We start from the raw sequence: 19875 nt of genomic DNA on the forward strand, positions 1-19875 counted from the left end.
GAGGAATTTGGGAGATGTCAATTCAAGATACGCATACGTACCGGGAAATCAGCGAGCAGGCTGCCGCGCTTCAAGACGCGTGGAATCAACTTCAGCGCCAGCGCGGATGGGTAGATAAATATGTGGGGAACGCGCAGTTCGAGGAGATTGTATTTATCGGATCCGGCTCGTCCTGGTACCAGGCGATGACGATGGCGGCCACATACCGGGCATGGACGGGCAAGAGCGCGTCCGCCATTCCTTCCTCGGAGCTGTTTCTGTTCCGCAATCAGACCGTGACACCATCCAAGAAGACGCTGCTGGTCGGCGTATCCCGTTCCGGTGAATCGCATGAAGTCATTTTGGCGCTTGAATCGGTCGCCGATTTGCCGAACTGGACGACCTGCGGCATCACATGTCATCCGGAGAGCAAGATGGCGAAGATGACGGAATGCCTCGTCTCTCCGTCGGGAGCGGAGAAGAGCACGGTCATGACCAAATCGCTCAGCAGCATGACGTTCCTCATGCAGGCGGGAATCGCGCTTGCGTCCGGCAGCGATGCGGCTTGCCGCGAGCTCGAAGCCGTATTGCAATCGAATGCGGCGTTGGTTACAATGGCGGATGACAAGGTGAGGGCATGGGTCGAAACGCATCGATTCGACAAGACGATCTACCTTGGGATGGGCGCGCTGTACGGCTTGGCGCTGGAAGCCTGCCTGAAGCTGAAGGAAATGACGTATACATGGACCGAAGCCTACGGCACGCTGGAATTCCGCCACGGCCCGAAATCGATCGTCGATGCGAATACCCAGATCGTGCTGCTGCTGTCCGAGCAAGCCCGTTCCTACGAGCTGAAGGTGGCGGAAGAGATGAAGCAGTACGGCGCGACGGTCGTCATTATTACCTCCCAAGGGGGAGAAGACACCGCATTTGCCGATCTCGTCTTCGAGGTGGGGCATGCCGATGCAAGCGATGAAGCCCGGGCGGTTTTGTATTTGCCATTTGTACAATATAATGGTTATTATACGGCGGTTACCCGCGGCTTGAACCCGGACGATCCGCGCAACTTGACCCAGTTCGTAGCCATTGAATAGAAGCGTCATGGTGCCGGCTCCGAGAGGGCAATTATCGCCCGCCGGCCCTGTCGCGTTGGGTTCCCCTCCGGCAGGCGGGAAGGGCGGATTTCGCGTGGGAGAGGGCTTCCGTTGTTTCTTGGCGAAGCCCGTCCCTGACCCTGAGGCTGGGGAGTCATGATAGGAGTGTAATGATGATGAGTGAGACGTTATCCAAAGGCGAGCAGCGCCGCAGGCAGATTTTACAGCGGTTGAAGCAGAATGGCCGCATTACGATTCCGGAGATTATCGAGCATTTCGATTGCTCGGAGGCGACGGCGCGCCGGGATTTGGACGTATTGGAGCGGAAGGGCGAGCTGATTCGCACGATCGGGGGAGCGATATTCGAAGGGGCGGGCGCGATCCGCGAGGTCCCGTTCGTCGAGAAGCGGCAGTTGTTGTGGCTGGAGAAGGAGGCCATCGCCAAGCGGGCGCTTGATTTCATTGAAGAAGGCGACAGCATCTGTCTGACCGGCGGCACGACCACCTTCCTGATCGCGAAGCTGTTGAAGGAACGGCAAGGCATTACCGTCGTCACCAACGCCGTGAACATCGCGATGGAGCTGTCGGACTGCGACGGCATTCAGGTCGTCGTCATCGGCGGCGTCATGCGGAGCAACAGCTTCGAGCTGTGCGGCCCGCTGGCGGAGCGCACGATCGAGCATCTGAACATCGAGAAGCTCTTCATGGGGATTGACGGTTTTTCCCCGGCGAAGGGCATTACGACATACTCCGAGCTGGAAGCGCAAACCGCACAGATGTTGATGCGGCAGGCCCAGCAGACGATCGCCGTATTCGATCATACGAAGGTCGGGAAGGCCTCACTGTTTTCGGTCGCTTCCATCGAGGAGTTGACGGCCTGCATTACGGATCACGAACTGCCCGAAGAGATGGCTTCTGCTCTCGAGCAGGCAGGAATCGCTTGTTATTATGCCCAGCTTCCGGATTGAGAGGCGGTTTTTTTTTCTTTTGCGGAATGTTTTCAAGTGCAATCCGGACCAAAGCTGCACCAGTGCAGCATTTTCCCGCGCAAAGGCGTTTCTTCGCGAAAATGCTGCAGATCTCAGGCTGTTGGAAAACCCCTGTTTTTTGTGAAGGGGTGGAGAAGGTCCATTTTCCTCATCCAAACTTTGGCTCTTAGAGCGTTTTAAATCGATTTTTTTCTACCGGGAGAAGAGATCCACATCACAGGTGAAAAGTCCCATAAACTGCTCAATGCCCTGATTTTACGGGATCCAAGCGACCGCGTCGGATGCTGGGGACATCATCGCCTTCAGGAAGCATTATCGGCCTGCTGGAAGCATTATCCGGCCTACTGGAAGCACTATCGGCCTGCTGGAAGCATCGTTGCCTCCCGGGGCTTGGACGTGTGGAGGAAATTGCTGCTATTTTACAGGAATTTCGGCTTAATGAGTCCCCATCCCGAGGAATTGCTGCAAATCTACATCATTTTAGGCCCTTTTGCTTCAAACCGAAGCGAAACGGGGGAAATTCCTGTAATTTTGCAGGATTCCGTTTCTGGAAAAGTCGTCCCTATCGAATTGCTGTATTTCTGCAGGATTTCGCTTACCGAATCGGCGTGCCTGGAAAAATCGTGGAGTTTGCGGATTTCGCCTGCCGGATGGGCGTGTCTAAGGAAATGGTGCAGTTTTCAGGATGGTGGAAATATCCATTTTCTCAACAGCCTGATATTTGCAGGATTTCCTAAGCCTCAGCCCGGTGCCGATCAAAATTGCCGCATACTTTAAGCATTGGCGGACCCCGCCGCCTGCAAAGGCGCAGCAAGGCCGTCAGGGGAAGGCCGTAAGCGGCGGGAAGACGCGAATCCCTCTTGATTTACATCAAACGGAAGTTAGAGACGCGGATCCTCCCACTATGCACAAAGCGGGAACTGGGCCGCGGCCGCCGCATCGTTGCGCCCCGTTTTCCCGGTTTCGGAGCGGGCCGTTCAGATCATCGGTATGATTTTATTCCGGAACGCGCATCTTAATGGATAACCGCCGATTTACAGCTCTTGGCGAATATGTCATTTTGGTAACAGACGTTACGCACGCTTGCATCCGGTTATGCGCTCATGTTAGAATAGTGTTGACTTTTACACTGCAAGCAGCGTGTTACTAGTACGACTAGGCATGAGCTAAGCGGCCGTTCACAGCGTGAACTGCATGCTTTAGCCCATGCCTTTTTTGTTATGTACGAGAGATAACGACATTGCAGGGATTCCCGTTATTCGGTCCTATTCCGTGCTTGGCTGCTTAGGCGCGGCAGGGCATCATCAGTGCTTACTACGAGGAGGAATTCACATGTTTGGATTTGGCAAGAAGAAGAAAACGATATCGGTCGTTGCACCTATAACAGGCAAAGCCGTCTCTCTCGAACAAGTGGAGGATCCGGCATTCGCCCAAAAAATTATCGGAGACGGCGTGGCGATTGAGCCGGAGCAAGGAGTGCTGGTCGCTCCGTTCGACGGACACGTCATCCATCTGATTGATTCCCATCATTCGCTCGTGCTGGGGCATGAATCGGGGCTCGAGCTGCTGTTCCATATCGGAGTGAATACGGTGTCTCTGAAGGGCGAACCGTTCACCCCGCATGTGAAGTCGGGAGACAAAGTGAAGCAGGGCGATGTCTTGATCGAGTTCGATATGGAGAAGATTCGCGCAGCCGGCCTTCCTGTCATCACGCCGGTCGTCGTGGCGAACGGCGATGCGGTCGAAGAATTGAAGACGAAGCTGGGTCCGGTCAAGGCGAATGAGACCGAAATTATGGAAATCGTCATGAAAAAATAGTTTTTTTGAAAGAGGAGGCCATCATGGAGAAGCAATTCACGATCAAAAATCCCCAAGGCGTGCACGCTCGTCCGGCGGGCGCCATTATGAAAAAAGCGGCCGAGTTCCCGGACGCGCAAGTGTCGTTGGAGTTCAAAGGCCGTAAAGTAAGCGCGAAAAGCATCACGGGCGTCCTGACGCTCGGCATGAAGGCCGGCGACGTCATTACGGTGTCCGCCGAAGGCGACCGGGCCGAGCAGGCGATTGATGCCGTAGGCGCGGTGTTGGAATCGGTTCTCGATTAATTCGCGCGAGATACGGTTATAGATATGACGAACGGCCTAGATATGCCGATACGACAGAATAGACACGATACAGACGGGATTGAGAACAAAAGGAGTGGAGGAACCGTCATGCTGCTACAAGGGATTGCCGCCGCCTCCGGCTATGCTATCGGGCAAGCGTTTGTCCTGCAGGAGTTGGAAGCTTCGGTGGAGCGGATAGACATCGCGCCCGGCGAAGCGGATGCAGAAGTGAAGCGGCTTCAGAATGCGGTTGCACAGTCGAAGGATGAACTGGAGAAGATAAAGACAAGCACGGCGGCCCGGCTCGGAGAACATGAGGCGGAGATCTTCGCTACGCATCAGCTCTTGCTGGAGGATGAGGAATTCATCGGGCAGGCGATCGCGCAGATTCGCGCCATGAACGTGAACGCCGAATATGCGCTGCATGAGGTGACCGAGCAGCTGGTCGCGATCTTTGCCGGCATGGATGATGAATATTTGCGCGAGCGGGCAGCCGACTTCCGGGATGTCAGCAAGCGGGTGCAGCGGCATCTATCCGGGGCCAAGGCGGCTTCGCTGAACGATTTCGCCGAAGCGGTCGTCCTGTTCGCCAATGATCTGACGCCATCCGATACGGCGCAGCTCGATCGGTCCAAGGTGGCCGGATTCGTGACGGAGACGGGCGGACGCACGTCGCACTCCGCGATTATGGCCCGCTCGATGGAGATTCCGGCGGTGGTCGGGCTGACGGATGCGATGAGCAGCGTCAACACGGGCCAGATGGTCATTGTGGACGGCTCCAGCGGCATCGTGCTGATCGATCCCGATGCCGACACGTTGGCTGCCTACCGGGAGAAGAAGGAGAAATTCGAGCTGCGCCGGGAAGAGATGAAGCAGTACAAGGATCGGCCTTCGGTGACCGCGGACGGCCATCGGGTCGAGCTGGTCGCGAATATCGGGAACCCGCAGGATGCGCTCGGCGCCCGGAATCACGGGGCGGAAGGCGTCGGCCTGTTCCGCACGGAGTTCCTCTATATGGGCCGCGACAACTTCCCATCGGAAGAGGAGCAGTATCACGCTTATACGGCGGTCTGCCAGACGATGGGACCGGAGAAGCCGATTGTCATCCGGACGCTCGATATCGGAGGAGACAAGGAATTGTCTTATCTGGAGCTGCCGAAGGAGATGAACCCGTTCCTTGGCTATCGTGCGATTCGGCTCTGTCTTGACCGCAAGGATCTGTTCAAGACGCAGTTGAGAGCCATTCTTCGCGCCAGCGCGCACGGCAACATCAAGCTGATGTACCCGATGATCGCGACGATTACCGAGCTGCGGGAAGCCAACGAACTGCTCGCCGAAGCGCGGCAGGAGCTGGATGCGGAAGGCGTGGCATATAACCGCGAGATGGAAGTCGGTATTATGATCGAGGTGCCGGCCGCGGCGATTGCCGCCGACCAGCTGGCCGAAGAAGTCGATTTCTTCTCGATCGGCACCAATGACCTCGTTCAATATACGATGGCCGCCGATCGCATGAACCAGCAGGTGTCGCATCTGTCGCAGCCGTTCCATCCGTCCGTCCTGCGGTTGATTAAGATGGTCATCGATGCGGCGCACAGCCGCGGCAAATGGGCCGGCATGTGCGGAGAGATGGCCGGCAATCTCAAGGCGATTCCGCTGCTGCTCGGCCTCGGTCTGGATGAGTTCAGCATGAGCGCCAGTTCGGTTCTTCCGGCCCGCGTGCTGATGAGCAAGCTCGATCGGGAAGCGATGAAGCCGTTGGCCGAGGAAGCGCTGCGGCTGACCACGGCCGAAGAGATCCAATATCTTGTCGTCGAACGCATTCCGGCGATTCAGGAGCTTACTATATAACGAAACTTGTCTAGGCTTGAGGGAGAAAGCGGGGAGCATTCTCTCTCAAGCTTGACAATTTTCGATAATTTTCGTCAAAACTATGTCGTTTTTTCAATTTTTCTTGATGATGGCTGCGCCTTATTTTACAATAAACTTACATCGCTGCATGATATTTTCGTAACCGTTTCCACTTGCCTGCTCGCAATCACCCATCTGATGAGAAAGGAGCTTACCGTTGTCTAGCGAACGCCGCTTTGAGATTATTCGCGCCTTGAGCAACAATGTTGTGCTGGCGAAGGAAGTGCCGACGGACAAGGAGACCATTCTCATGGGAAAAGGGATCGGCTTCGGGGCGAAGCCCGGGCAGCCGCTGCTTTTTGGCGATACGCGAATTGAGAAGACGTTTTATTTGGATGATAAGCAGAATCTCTCGCAATATCAGATGCTGTTCGAGCAGATTGATCCAGAAGTGATTGATGTGTCGGAACAGATCATTTCCCTGGTGGCTTCCGAATTGACTCCCGATCTGAATGAGCATATTCACCTGGCGCTGCCGAGCCATATCGAGTATGCGCTGTACCGGCTGCGGCATCAGATCGAGATCGAAAATCCTTTTCTATGGGAAATCCGGACGCTGAATCCGAAGGAATACGAGCTCGCTTCCCGCGCTGCCGAGATCATTGGACATCAATTCGGCGTCGAGGTGCCGGAGGATGAGATCGGGTTCCTGACGATCCATATCCAATCGGCCGTCGCCCATGTCCCTGTGAACAATGTGGTCCAGCACAATCATCTGCTGCGGGAGCTGGTCGGCCTCATCGAGGAACGGCGGGGCAGTCCGATTCCGAAGGACAGCATCGATTATTTGCGGCTGGTCACCCATCTGCGCTTCGCGATAGAGCGCATCCGCCAAGGACAGCATTCCCGCAATCCGTTCCGTGACCGGATGCAGGAGATGGCTCCTTATGAATACGAGGTTGCCGGAGAATGCGCCAAGCTGATGAGCGCACAGTTGAAAGCGCCGGTGTCGGAGGACGAGACTGCCTATATTGCCATGCACTTGTACCGTCTATTCCATCGGGAGACCGAATAACATAGACAGCATCATATCGAATCAAGCGTGTTACTAGTTCGACTAGGCATGAGCTTGCCGGGACCATCCGTGCGCGGGTGCCGTTCTGCTGCAGGCTCATGCCTTTTTTCGCTGTCCGGGCCGTCGCGGCGGCGAAGCGAGGCGGCGACAGGCTGGAGAATATTTCTTCCGCCTTTAATCCATACTGGTATTGATTTTACACGATATATTTTCGAGTCACGCGGTTCATTAGCGGGAACCTGATCGCAATTTCACGCTACTCCCAAGAAAGCAACTACATTTTGTTGAAAGAGGGAAAATAAAGATGAACAACTTCTTTGAGAAAGCGCAGCGATTTGGCAAATCATTTATGCTCCCTATTGCGGTCCTTCCTGCTGCAGGACTTTTGCTGGGTATCGGCGGGGCGCTGTCCAATCCGAATACGGTGAGCACCTATCCGTTCCTGGATGTGCCTTGGCTGCAGCATGTCTTCACGATTATGAGCAGCGCGGGAAGCATCGTGTTCGCCAACCTGGCGCTGCTGTTCGCCATCGGCGTCGCCGTCGGCCTGGCCCGGGCGGACAAAGGAACGGCAGGTCTCGCGGCCGGGCTTGCCTACCTGGTCATGAACGCGACGATTAGCGCCATGCTCGTCATTACAGGCAACCTGGCGGCGGATAATCTCGCTTCCGTCGGCCAAGGCATGGTTCTGGGCATCCAGACGCTGGAAACCGGCGTGTTCGGCGGCGTCATTATCGGTCTGGTCACCTCGATTCTTCATAATCGTTATAATAAAATTCAATTGCCGCAGTTTTTGGGATTTTTCGGAGGGTCGCGTTTTATCCCGATCGTGACCTCGTTTGCCGCGATTTTCGTCGGCGTCGTGATGTACTTCGTCTGGCCCTTGATTCAGTCCGTTATTTTCCAGGCGGGCGGGCTGGTGGAAGCGACGGGCTATATCGGCACCTTGTTCTACGGGTTCATCCTGCGTTTGCTTGGGCCGCTCGGCTTGCACCACATCTTCTACATGCCTTTCTGGACGACGGGTCTCGGTGGCTCGATGGAAGTCGGCGGGCAATTGGTTGAAGGGACGCAGAAAATTTTCTTCGCCCAGTTGGCGGATCCGAGCACAGAGAAATTTTTCATCGGTACGGCACGCTTCATGTCCGGCCGCTTTATTACGATGATGTTTGGCTTGCTGGGCGCCGCATTGGCGATCTATCACACCGCCAAGCCGGAGAAGAAGAAAGTGGTCTTCGGTCTGATGCTGTCCGCCGCGCTGACGTCATTCCTGACAGGAATTACGGAGCCGCTCGAATTTTCGTTCTTGTTCATCGCGCCGTTCCTGTATGTCATTCATGCGTTTTTTGACGGCTTGGCTTTCATGCTGGCGCATATTTTCCAGATTACGATCGGGCAGACCTTCTCCGGAGGCTTGATTGACTTTATTCTCTTCGGGATGCTGCAGGGTCAAGCCAAGACCAACTGGTTGATGGTTCCGGTCATCGGCGTCGTCTGGTTCTGCCTGTACTATTTCACGTTCCGGTTCTTGATTGTCAAGTTCAACTTGAAAACGCCGGGCCGCGAGGAAGAAGCGGAGGGCGGAGCAGCCAAGGGCGGGGATGCGTCCGCGGAAGAAGCGTCTGCCGGAGAGGCGAGAGCCAAGGCCGTCGTTCAGGCGCTTGGCGGACAGGACAATATTAAAGATTTGGATTGCTGCGCCACCCGCCTTCGCGTCTCGGTATTCCAGGTGGATGGCGTTCAGGAGGATAAACTGAAGGAAACCGGAGCCAAGGCGGTCATTGTGAAAGGCAACGGCGTCCAGGTCATTTACGGGCCGCAGGTCACGATTATCAAAAACGAAATCGAGGAATATATGGGAGAATCCTAAGAACTCCTGACACCGTAGAAGAGCCCAGGGAACCTCGTCCGGAGTGCTCCCGGAAGCCAATGCGGCCCATAGCGCGCTGCGGGTGAATCGTCTAATCTGCCGGGATGCCGAATAGGATAGAACATCATAGCGTCTCAAGCGTGTTACTAGTTCGACTAGGCATGAGCTTGCCCGGGACCATCCGCTCGCGCGGGTGTGTCTTGCTGCAGGCTCATGCCTTTTTTGGATGCCGGGCCGCCGGCGTGGCGATTTGCGGTGATGACGGGTTGGAGAATATTTCTTCCACCTTTAATCCATACTTTAACTAACTCTTTAAAGGAGGAACCTTCCATGCTAGGCTTTTTGCAGAAAATTGGCCGTGCCCTCATGCTGCCAGTCGCAACACTGCCTGCAGCAGCCATCTTGCTGCGCTTCGGCGCGATCGATTATGTCAATGAGTTTCATTTTGGCGCTACGGTCGGCGGCTTTATGAACCAGTACGTCGCGCCGTATTTGCTGGCGGGCGGCGACACGATCTTCAAGCAGCTGCCGCTGATCTTTGCGGTAGGCGTAGCGATCGGTCTGGCCGGCGATGCGGTTGCGGCGTTGGCTGCCGTCATCGCGCATGTCATCCTGCAGCAGGTGTTGGCCACGACGCCGAAAGTATTCGCATTTATTCCGGATGAATTGGTGCTTGATATGGGCGTGCTTGGCGGGATCTTGACAGGTTGTCTCGCGGCGTTCATGTACAAACGGTATCATAATATCAAGCTCCCGGATTGGCTTGGCTTCTTCGGGGGCAAACGGTTCGTTCCGATCGTTACTTCTCTGTCGATTCTCGTGCTCGGGATTCCGGTCGCTATTATCTGGGGTCCGATTCAACAAGCGATTGACGCGTTCGGGAACTGGGTCGTCAGTCTGGAAGCGATCGGTTCCGGCATTTTCATGGTCGTCAACCGGCTGCTCATTCCGACAGGCTTGCATCATATTATCAATAACGTCGCCTGGTTCCAGATCGGATCGTTCGAGTATGCGGGAGAGGTGTACCGCGGCGATATTGCGCGCTTCTTCCACCACGATCCGACGGCGGGCATGTTCATGACCGGGTTCTTCCCGATTATGATGTTCGCCCTGCCGGGGGCCGCGCTGGCGATTATTCATACGGCGAAGCCGGAACGGCGCAAGATCGTGTCTTCTGCCTTCGTCAGCGTCGCCGTCGCTTCGTTCCTGACCGGGATTACCGAGCCGATTGAATTCGCCTTCATGTTCGTGGCGCCGGTGCTGTATGTCGTGCATGCGCTGCTGGCCGGCTTGTCCGGCGTCATTACGGCGGTTCTTGGCATTAAGCACGGGTTCGGCTTCTCGGCCGGCTTTATCGACTATGCGCTGAACTTCGGCCTTGCGACGAAGCCGCTGCTGCTCATTCCGATCGGTCTCGTCTACTTCGCCGTCTACTACTTCCTGTTCCGCTTCATGATCGTGAAGCTGAACCTGAAGACGCCGGGACGGGAGGATGACGCCGAGGCTTCCGAGGAAGAGGAGAAGGGAGCGGCGAATTCGAGCTTGCATGACAAAGCCGTCAAAGTGCTGGAGCTGATCGGCGGCAAGGATAACATCACATCTCTCGATGCCTGCATCACCCGCCTGCGGCTGACGCTGAAGGATGAGTCGCTCGTCGACGAGAAGGGGCTGAAGGGGCAAGGCGCCGCCGGCGTCATGCGCCTGGGCAAAGGCAATGTTCAGGTCGTCTTCGGCACGCAGTCCGAGCTGCTGAAGGAAGAAATGAAGAAGCTGTAAAGTTGCGATTGAGTCAGGTCTCCCGCTTACGGGAGGCCTGATTTTTTTATAGCCAAGCAAGGGAGAAATCTGGTAACATAGATCCGCTTGATGGAAAAGGCGACAGGTTGGAAGTCAAGCCTTCATGGCCGGCAGAAGCCTGCCGATGATGAACTCGTCCTCATGAATCGGACTTCGCAGTCATGAGCAAAAGGTGGTCCATCACGTGAAAAACTGGAAAAATATATTGCTGCTGGCGATCCCCTCGCTGCTCTCCTTCGCGACGCAGACGGTTGTCGGCACGATCAATCTGATTATGGTTGGCCATCTCGGCGCGATTGTCATTGCGATCGTCGGGGTGGTCAATATTATCATTTACAATGCGTTCGCCCTGTTCTCCGGCATCGGGCATACGGTTAACTATCTCGTCGCGCAGAACTATGGCGCCAATGATATGCGTAACGGGATCCGGCGCACCTATATCGCGCTCTACATCAGCGCGTTGGTCGGACTGCTGCTGCTTGTGAGCGGTATCTTTTTCTCCGATCAGATTTTGTGGCTCACGACCGGCTCGAAGGAGATCGCGGACCAGGGCACTTATTATTTGCAGCTGCGGATTATCGCGCAGGCCTTCGGCGTCGTCTCGTTCGCGCTGCACGGCTTCCTGCGGGGCGTCGGAGACACCCGCACGTCGATGATTCTGTCCATCGTCAGCAATGTGACGATTGTAACGCTCGTCTACGCGCTGACGTTTGGGCATTTCGGCCTGCCGGAATTGGGGCTGAACGGAGCGGGTTATGCGATTCTGGCCGGGGAAGCGGTCGGCTTCGTGCTGGCGCTGTTCGTCTTCTTCGTCGTGAAGCATAAGCAGTTCCATACGCGGACCTGGGTGCGCGCCCGCGCGTCCGAGGTGAAGGAGCTGGGCGGAGAGAGCTTCAAGCTCGGCCTGCAGGAATTCTCGATGAGCCTCTCCATGTTCATCTTCACGATGTTCGTCGCTCGGCTGGGCACGACCGCTCTGGCGGCCAACGAGATTGCCTTGAATGTGATGGCCTTCGGCTTCATGCCGGCGTTCGCTTTCGGCGCGACGGCGACGATCATGGTCGGGCAGGAGGTCGGGCGCGGCGAGCCGCTCAAGGGCCGGCGCGCCGGAACGGACGTCGCGATTATGGGCTCCATCTTCATCCTGCTGCTGGGCGCGGCGGAATTCGTCTTCGCGGAGCCGATTGCCCGGCTGTACAACAGCACCGAACCGGAAGTGTTCCATCTGGCCGGAATTCTGATTATGACGTCGGCGTTCCTGCAGTTGTTCGATGCGCTGTACAATTTCTACGCCGGCGCTCTGCGCGGAATCGGGGACACGACCTTCCTGATGCGCGCGTCGCTCGTGACGAGCTGGCTTATTTTCGTGCCGCTGGCTTATTTGTTCATTTATGTGTTCGAATGGGGCAGCATCGGCGCATGGCTGTCGCTGTACCTGTATTTGATGGTGCTGGGCCTCTCGCTCATGGTTCGGTTCTACCGTACCGATTGGAGCGGAATCACGATCCGGAAGTCCGCATCGGCCGAGCATTCCGCGGGAATGTAAGGAATGGCTGCCGCCGTCTCCTGGAATGGGGATGGCGGCCGTTGTCTGCTGCGGGTTATTGATCGTGTGAAATTATCCCTCCTTTATACAATAATATCCCTGCCAAACGCGGAAGAAAGAAATATAATGGGATTGCCGTGACTCGCCATGATCCCGGGCTTCCCGGCAGGTTCCATGAGGGAGGTGAGACCACCGATATAACCGCCGCTGTATACCGCAGATTCTGGCAGTTCAAGCTTCTAGCTGTACCACGCTAGCTATACCGCACCGGCCATACCGCACAAGCTATACCGCACAAGCTATACCACGCTAGCTGTACCGCACTGGCTGTACCGCAGATGTTCCGCCGCATCCATTTTCCATCATGTTCAACCCGCATTCGTGATTGTTCAGGCTATTCCGCATGCTGGAATCACAACGCTATGGGGGTGTAAAAAATGAAAACGCTTAAATGGAACCGCGCCCGAAAAATGCTGGCGCTCGTGCTGACCATTGTCCTGGCCTTGTCTTCGGCTGCCGCGGCTTCGGCTGCGCCGGCTCGCGTTCAAGACATCGGGGGCCATTGGGCGGAAAAGGCGATGACGGAATGGAGAGACAAGGGACTGCTTCGCGGCTATGCCGACGGTTCCTTGCAGCCGAACCGGGCCGTGTCGCGAGCGGAGTTCGCCGCATTGATGAATCGGGCCTTCCAGCTCACGGCCATGAAGGACATTTCGTTTACGGACGTGGCCGCTTCCTCCTGGGAATACGATGAAGTGAGGAAGGCGGTCAAAGCCGGATTCGCGGCAGGCTTCCCGGACGGCACATTCCGCCCCTCGCTTCCGGTCAGCCGGCAGGAGGCGGCGGTCATGCTTAACCGGATGCTGCCGGCGGATGGGCCGAAGGGGGAGCTCAACTCCTTCACCGATCATAAGGAAATTGCGTCATGGGCCAGGGACGCCGTGAGCGCGCTGCTCGCCGCCGGATGGCTCAAGGGCTATATTGACGATACGATTCGCCCTAAGGCGAAGATGACGCGGGCGGAGGCGGTCATCCTCCTGGATCGCGCATTGCAGAGCAAGCTCGGGGGAGGCGAGGAGCAGCCGGAATCAGGCAAGGGCACGGATAAGGAAAACGACAAGGATAAGGAGGGAGATCATAAACAGGATCCGGTGAGCAGGGCCCCTAGCTCTAGCGGCGGCAGCTCTTCCTCGGGCGGAGGCTCCTCCTCCGGCGGGGGGACCGCTCCCCCGGGGGACAGCAGCGCACCGGCCGCGCCGATCGTGACCGGCGTAAGCGAAGGGAAGACCTATACGATCGGCGTCGTGCCGGCCTGGAAGGCGGAGAGCGGCACGAGCGTGAGCGCGACCTTGAACGGAGCGGCATACGCGAAGGGCGCCGCAATCAAGGAGGAGGGCGAGTACGCCTTAACCGTAACCGCGACCAAAGCGACGAACGGCAAACAGGCAAGCACGACCGTCCGGTTCAAGATCGAGCATGCGAAGCGGTTGATCGCTTACGTGCCGGGGTGGGTAGACTGGTCGGAAGCGAACCCGATCGATGCGTCGAAGCTGACGCATATCTATTATGCCTTCGCCCATATCAAAGACGGTAAAGTCATTCATATCCCGGATCAGAACGACGAGGAGAATCTGGCGTACTTCAGCCGATTGAAGGCGGAGAATCCGCATTTGCGGGTCCTGATCTCGATTGGGGGCTGGGGAGCGGACGGCTTCTCCGATGCCGCCCTGACGGAAGAATCGCGGGCCGCGCTCGCGGAGAGCGCCATGGCTTGGGTGGAACAGTATCAGCTTGACGGGGTCGACCTCGATTGGGAATATCCGACGCAGAGCCCTGACGGCATCGTGAAGGCACGGCCGGAAGACAAGCAGAACTTCACTATGCTGTTGGAAGAATTCCGGAAGCAGCTTGACGCGAAGGGGGAGGCCGACGGCAAATATTATGAGCTGGCCATTGCGGTCGGTTCGACGCAGACGTATTTGAACGGCGTCGAGATCGAGAAGATTCATCCGCATGTGGACAGTATCATGCTGATGACGTATGACTACTCCGGCGGCTGGATGAACACGACGGCGCATCATACGAATCTGTACGGCGGCGGGCTGAGCGGGGATGCGACCGTGAAGCTGTATCTGTCCAATGGGGTGCCGGCCGCCAAGCTCGTGCTCGGAGCGGCGTTCTACGCCCATATGTGGACCGATGTGCAGTCGGCGGAGAATAACGGCCTCGGGCAGCGGGCTGCTCCGAGCTGGCTGACGCCGAGCTATAGGGAAGTCCTCACGGAATACACTGTCACGAGCAGCACCTACGGGAAGCTCGCTTTCACCCGGTACTGGGATGAAGCCGCCCAGGCGCCGTACCTGTTCGACGGCAGCACCTGGCTGACGTATGACGATCCGGACTCCGTCGCGGCCAAAGGCAAGTATGCGCTGGAGCATGGCTTGGGCGGCGTCATGCTGTGGGAATACAGTCACGATCCGTCCGGGGTTTTGGTCGATGCCCTCTACCAATCGCTCCGAGGCGCTTACCAATCCGACGCGACCATGCCGGATGCCCCGGCCGTCACGGGAGTCGATCACGGGCAGTCGTACACCGGACCGGCCGCCGCCGATTGGGCGGATGAACCGGGGACGTTCCGCGTCGGCAAGCTGAACGGCGAGCCTTATGTTCGCGGCACCTTGATACAGGAGCCGGGCTATTATGTTCTCGTCGTCGCGTCGGTTCATCTCCGCAGCGGCAAGGCTGTGACGACGACGATTGAGTTTACCGTGGAGTAGGCGGATACGCCTTCGGTCACGAAAGGGGCAGGGGCTGTCCCATCTGTTAGTGTGAAAGTACAGTGGCGGCAGCCCCTTCCTGCTTCAGACAGCGCAGCTTGCCGAAAAAGCTGCAAAACTACAGTATTCTGCTTGCGACATTTCCTCCGTTATCGAAATCCTGCAAAACAGCATCAATTGAAGCCCTTCCTAGGGATGGAAAGCCAATATCAGCGAAAATGATGCGCTTTTGCAGGAATTTCATCGGAAATGGGTAGAAACGATGCAAAATCCTGTATAAATGCAGGATTCACCGCCTCGGCTGGCCGCCGCCGCTGCCAGGGTCGCTCCTGGCGTCGCTGCTGGTGCCGCTGCTAGGGTCGCTCCTGGCGTCGCTCCTGGCATCGCTGCTGGTGCCGCTGCCAGGGTGGCTGCTGGTGCCCCTGCTGGATTGAGCCGGGCCGGCGCCGCTCCATCAAGCTACAGGCTCCATCTCCCTCCTTGCTGCTGCACGACCTGCCCCGCAATGTCGTTGCCGAGCAGGCAGGCCTCCCGGAGCGGCCAGCCGCTGGCAAGGCCGGCGATGAAGGCGCCCGTATGCGAGTCGCCGGCTCCGATCGTGTCGACGACGGTGACTTGGCCGGCCGGCAATACTTCGCTTCCTTCCGGCGTGCAGAGCAGCGTGCCGTCCCGGCCCAGCGTCACCACGACGGGCTGGCCGGTCTGCCGGCACGCCTCCCGAACGGCGTCATGCAGTTCCTGCACACCCGTTAATCCGCTCAGCTCCGCGCGGTTCAAATGCAGGATCGTATTCATGCCGAGCACGCGCCGCAGCGTCTCCCGATCGAGATACCCCACTCTTGGGCTCGGATCGAATATGATACGGCAGGTTGCTTGTCTGGCCGCCAACGCGTCCAGAATGACGCGGCCGGAAGGCCCCTCCAGTTCGTAGCCGCTCAAGTAGATATAATCATACTGGCCCAGGTCGTGCCGTTCGAACCACGCCGGCTTCCATTTCGTCTCGATTCCGGGGATCGTAATGAACGTTCGTTCGCCATCCTGCTCGACAATCGACAGATTCCAGCCGTTATCGCCGCTATCCTCTTCGATCAGCAGCGGATAGCCGTCGGCCTGCAGTTGCTTCCGGATCATATCCGCATAGGCGCCTGCCCCTACGGGGACGAACAGATCATGATCGACCCGCAATTGCTTCAAAATATGGGCCACGTTGTAGGCGCATCCGCCGACAAGGGTCTCCCGGTGCTCGGCCGCGGCATCGTCTCCGGTTCGGGGCAGCGAATCCAGTTGAATAATCACATCGATGACGGCGGCGCCGAGCACGAGCACTTTTGCATCGCTCCGCGTATTTTTCAGTCGAGATATCCGATCAGCCACTTCGATTCCCTCCTATTTCCGGGTGGTAACGGTTAACAGAACAGAATAGACAACCGCGCTTGCGGCGAAGGCCAGGAGTACGCCCAGACTGTTGTCCTGGAACATGCCTTTGGCAAAAGGCCCGTCGAAAAACGGGGAATTGGTGAACAGGAACCCGGCGAGCACCCCGGCCAGCCAACTGGATACCCCGCCATAATTAACCTTGTTGTAGTCCGGATCCGTGAGCAGGCGCGGGTCGTACCCTGCTGTCTTTCTGATTTTGACATAGTCGATGAGGAAGATCGCCGCCCACGCCGCCATGCCGATGCCGAGCAAGCCCAGGAATGTCTGGAAGTTGCCCATGAAATCCTCGGATACGAACAGCGTGTATACCGGAATCAAAATCAGAAACAACGAATGTATGATAATCGATGTGGACTCTTTCACTCGAATGTTTAAGGTTTCCAGGTTGACCCGCGCCGACTTCAAACCGATAATGCATTGCGGAATCAAGCCGCCCAGAGCGGTGACAAAGTAAAGCACCGTCATCCAGCGCGGCAGCGCCTGGCTGATGACCTCGATCGGGTTGGCCGAGACCGCCAAGTCCGGCACCGATGTGCTCATCAGCACGCCGACGCTCATGATGACGAACAGCGGAATGAATGCCCCGAAGGTGACGCGGGCGACGATGGAGCGGGATGATTGATCCGGCTTCTGGTAGCAGCTATAGTCGGCGGAAGCGATCGACCAGCTGATCCCGGTGCCGGCCATAATGATCGATACCGCGGGCAAGAAGCCTGTTAACCAGTTGCCATTGCTCATATTCATCAATTCCGTCCAATTTGTTTTCGGAATCAGGATCAGCAGGACGAGAAGCGTCAACCCGCCAAAGACATAGGTGAAAAAGGTTTGGATTTTGACGAGCGCTTCTTGGCCGAACATGCTGGAGCCGATGATGAGCGCGGCGAAGGCCAGCAAACAGATCAGCGTCAACAATGGATTGGAACCGATGCCGAACACGCTGAACAGCGCCAAGAGCGTCAATGTTCCGGTCACGACGCCGACCGCGAGCCAGCCGACCAGGTTAATCCAGCCCATAAATGTCGGAATATAATTGCCTCGGAAGCCGAAGGCGGCTCTGGACAGCACGAAGGTCGTCGTGCCCGCATCTCTTCCGGCCAAGCTTAGATAGCCTACCAAGGCGAAGGAGAGCGCCCCTGCGGCCGCCGCCAGCAGAGATTGCAGGAAGCTTAATTGAAACCCGACAATCATCGCGCCATAGACGACGCCCAAAATTCCGATGTTGCCGGCAAACCAAATGAAAAACAATTCCTTGGGGGTTCCTTTTCTGTCCGAAGCGGGGATAAATACCGAAGATTCCGGCGTGTTCATTACTATTCCTCCCATGGTATGCGATGTTAGTCTAGCATGGATGCGCGTACTTCCTTCAGTTCCGGTGTCTATGGGAAAGAAGCCGCTTCGCGTAATGATGCAAATCGACGGAATTGCTCTCGTCGATCCGCCCAATCCACAGCGGATCGATCGCATCGAGTCCGGCCCTGGCCCCGCAAATGGCGGTCGCCATCGCCCCGATTGTATCGGTATCTCCGCCCAGGTTCGCGCATATCAGGCTGCAGCGATGAGGGTCCTTGGCGTAGTAAGCTATCGCCAGCGCCGCAGGCACCGACTCGCTCGTCAAGACGCCGCTTCCGATCACGTCGTATATTTTCTGGGAGAACCGCTCTTCATCGTGCTCGTACTGCTTCGCGTATTGAAGCGCCAGCTTCAGACGCTCGGCCAACGACGGGCTATAGGTGGCGGCTCCGAGGTGACGCGCGATATCGTAAGCTTCCAGCGCATCCCGCATCATCGTATCCCAATCCTGATCCTCCAGGGCGGAGCTGACTGCCGCGGCAACCATCGCCGCGCCGCTCACGGCGACATCGGTCGTATGCGTCACTCGGCTGATGTCGTATACATATTGAGCCAATTCGGCCTTCCGATCCCGGCTGAACAGGCATCCGATCGGAGCGATGCGCATGGCCGCGCCGTTCGTCTCCGCCCTGGACGTGAAGGGCTCGGGGTCCCGGCCTTCCTTGATCGCTCCCAAGGCCGCCTTGGAGCTCGGCCCGAGAATATTGTTGTCGAAGGCGCCGATTCGATCCGCCCAGTCCAACAGATGCCGGGCGATAATGGAGGTGTCGGGAACAAACTTGTTTTCAATAAGCGCGTCCAAAATCAATAACGCCTGCGCCGTATCATCCGTATACTGCCCTTTCGTAAAATTGCAGGCCACTTCGTTTTCCGGCGGCCCGTCGAGAAAATCGGTAATTGTGCCGAAGTACTCCTTGACCTTGCTTCTTGCCCACAGCTCCGACGGCATGCCCATCGCATCGCCGATGGCCAATCCGTATAGAGCCCCGGCAATTTTTTGCTTCATCATTACGATCTCCACCTCACTCTATTCACACCTGCACCTTATCCGGTTATACGTACAAGCCGGTACAAGCCGGAACGAAAAAAGAGTTCTGCTTGTCCCTCGCACTCGGGGAAAGAGCAGACGTAAGGTCTCCGTCCATGTTCAAATGCTGGCGACAATTTTAAAATTCATATGGGGCCCATAGATGACCTGAACCCGCTCGATCTCGGCCTCGTCTTCGCTGATAACGGTTCCATTTGCTTGCAGCAGCGGGATGTCCTCTTCATAGGCCAGCAGTTCTTGCGTGCTCTTGTCTCCCCGAATCGGTTCGATCTGGAGGAGCGCATGCTTGGGAACCGTCTTATATTCCTGCTTCATAATGCTATAGAGCGATTGCCGCGAGAAGTCATACTGATCAATGCCCGGGAAAACGGACAGCGGAACCAGCGACGTATCGATCGTTAGCCACAGGGTGGACAGCTTGTTCTGGATCCCTCTTACGCGAACCAGCTTCATCCATTCCCGTCCATCCTGCGTCAGGATGCGTTTCTCGACTACTTTCGAGACGGGAATCTCATTCTTCTTCGTCACATAATCGGTAAAGCCGCTGAAGTTCCAAATATTATGCTTCACTTCCCGGAGGCATACGAAGTTTCCTTTTCCCTGCACTTGCCTTAACAGGCCCTCATGGACCAGATCCGATATCGCTTTGCGTATGGTTGTCCTTGTGACGCCGTACAGCTTCATCATTTGCGTCTCGGAAGGAATCATGTCCCCCTCCTTATATTTCCCGCGAATAATATCTTGTCTGATGATCCGCTGCAACTGCACATATAGGGGAGTATAGTCATTGCGGTTAAGCATGCAAGCCTCCTTTCCTCTTGTCCGGTTGTACGTACAAGCAGTGTATCATAGCGGAGCGGGTCCGGCAGTTACATTTGTCTCCATGCCGGCGGCCATATTATCGAAACATAATATAACAATCCTTATGTCATATTGGAAGGAACTTCATGTTATCGTGAAGTT

At 56.7% G+C, this 19875-nt stretch carries 15 protein-coding genes; 11 read left to right on the forward strand and 4 right to left on the reverse strand.

From position 1 onward, the window contains the following. The first annotated feature begins 14 nt into the window (after positions 1 to 14). The 11 genes from L6439_RS02480 (at position 15) to L6439_RS02530 (ending at position 15077) form a co-directional block, all read left to right on the forward strand. The gene (locus L6439_RS02480) at positions 15 to 1073 is read left to right on the forward strand and encodes an SIS domain-containing protein (protein ID WP_213470017.1); all 1059 of its coding nucleotides are present in this window, start codon (positions 15 to 17) and stop codon (positions 1071 to 1073) included. A 176-nt stretch (positions 1074 to 1249) separates the two neighbouring features. Further along, positions 1250 to 2041: a DeoR/GlpR family DNA-binding transcription regulator gene (locus L6439_RS02485; RefSeq protein ID WP_172878934.1), complete on the forward strand. Its 792-nt coding sequence runs from the start codon at positions 1250 to 1252 to the stop codon at positions 2039 to 2041. A 302-nt stretch (positions 2042 to 2343) separates the two neighbouring features. Beyond that, entirely contained in the window at positions 2344 to 2799 is a 456-nt protein-coding gene (locus L6439_RS02490) for a hypothetical protein (RefSeq protein WP_213470019.1), read from the forward strand. A gap of 595 nt (positions 2800 to 3394) precedes the next feature. Beyond that, positions 3395 to 3880 (forward strand): PTS sugar transporter subunit IIA, encoded by a 486-nt coding sequence (locus L6439_RS02495; protein ID WP_168179752.1) that lies wholly within the window; start codon positions 3395 to 3397, stop codon positions 3878 to 3880. A gap of 23 nt (positions 3881 to 3903) precedes the next feature. Next, entirely contained in the window at positions 3904 to 4164 is a 261-nt protein-coding gene (locus L6439_RS02500; protein WP_168179751.1) for an HPr family phosphocarrier protein, read from the forward strand. Between the two features lie 108 nt (positions 4165 to 4272). Then, entirely contained in the window at positions 4273 to 6012 is a 1740-nt protein-coding gene (gene ptsP, locus L6439_RS02505) for a phosphoenolpyruvate--protein phosphotransferase (RefSeq protein ID WP_168179750.1), read from the forward strand. A 217-nt stretch (positions 6013 to 6229) separates the two neighbouring features. Next, positions 6230 to 7087 carry a glucose PTS transporter transcription antiterminator GlcT gene (gene glcT / locus L6439_RS02510; protein WP_168179749.1) on the forward strand — a complete coding sequence of 286 codons (858 nt, stop codon included), beginning with the start codon at positions 6230 to 6232 and terminating at the stop codon, positions 7085 to 7087. A 304-nt stretch (positions 7088 to 7391) separates the two neighbouring features. Then, positions 7392 to 8957: a glucose-specific PTS transporter subunit IIBC gene (gene ptsG, locus L6439_RS02515; protein WP_213470021.1), complete on the forward strand. Its 1566-nt coding sequence runs from the start codon at positions 7392 to 7394 to the stop codon at positions 8955 to 8957. Between the two features lie 330 nt (positions 8958 to 9287). Next, positions 9288 to 10733, forward strand: a complete 1446-nt coding sequence (gene nagE / locus L6439_RS02520) for an N-acetylglucosamine-specific PTS transporter subunit IIBC (RefSeq protein WP_168179747.1) — start codon at positions 9288 to 9290, stop codon at positions 10731 to 10733. A 205-nt stretch (positions 10734 to 10938) separates the two neighbouring features. Next, the gene (locus L6439_RS02525) at positions 10939 to 12300 is read left to right on the forward strand and encodes an MATE family efflux transporter (protein WP_168179746.1); all 1362 of its coding nucleotides are present in this window, start codon (positions 10939 to 10941) and stop codon (positions 12298 to 12300) included. A 437-nt stretch (positions 12301 to 12737) separates the two neighbouring features. After that, positions 12738 to 15077, forward strand: coding sequence for a glycosyl hydrolase family 18 protein (locus L6439_RS02530; RefSeq protein WP_168179745.1), 2340 nt, complete (start codon positions 12738 to 12740; stop codon positions 15075 to 15077). 459 nt (positions 15078 to 15536) lie between these two features. Here the strand turns inward: L6439_RS02530 and L6439_RS02535 are convergent, their stop codons facing one another. From L6439_RS02535 to L6439_RS02550, 4 genes are all read right to left on the reverse strand, one after another. Next, the gene (locus tag L6439_RS02535; RefSeq protein WP_168179744.1) at positions 15537 to 16451 is read right to left on the reverse strand and encodes a PfkB family carbohydrate kinase; all 915 of its coding nucleotides are present in this window, start codon (positions 16449 to 16451) and stop codon (positions 15537 to 15539) included. Between the two features lie 12 nt (positions 16452 to 16463). After that, the gene (locus tag L6439_RS02540; protein WP_168179743.1) at positions 16464 to 17822 is read right to left on the reverse strand and encodes a purine-cytosine permease family protein; all 1359 of its coding nucleotides are present in this window, start codon (positions 17820 to 17822) and stop codon (positions 16464 to 16466) included. 55 nt (positions 17823 to 17877) lie between these two features. Beyond that, complete coding sequence (locus L6439_RS02545) at positions 17878 to 18870, reverse strand: ADP-ribosylglycohydrolase family protein (RefSeq protein WP_168179753.1); 993 nt, start codon at positions 18868 to 18870, stop codon at positions 17878 to 17880. Between the two features lie 141 nt (positions 18871 to 19011). Next, positions 19012 to 19713 (reverse strand): GntR family transcriptional regulator, encoded by a 702-nt coding sequence (locus L6439_RS02550; protein WP_168179742.1) that lies wholly within the window; start codon positions 19711 to 19713, stop codon positions 19012 to 19014. Between the last annotated feature and the right edge of the window lie 162 nt (positions 19714 to 19875).

The organism is Paenibacillus dendritiformis (genome assembly GCF_021654795.1).
Classification (GTDB): Bacteria; Bacillota; Bacilli; order Paenibacillales; family Paenibacillaceae; genus Paenibacillus_B.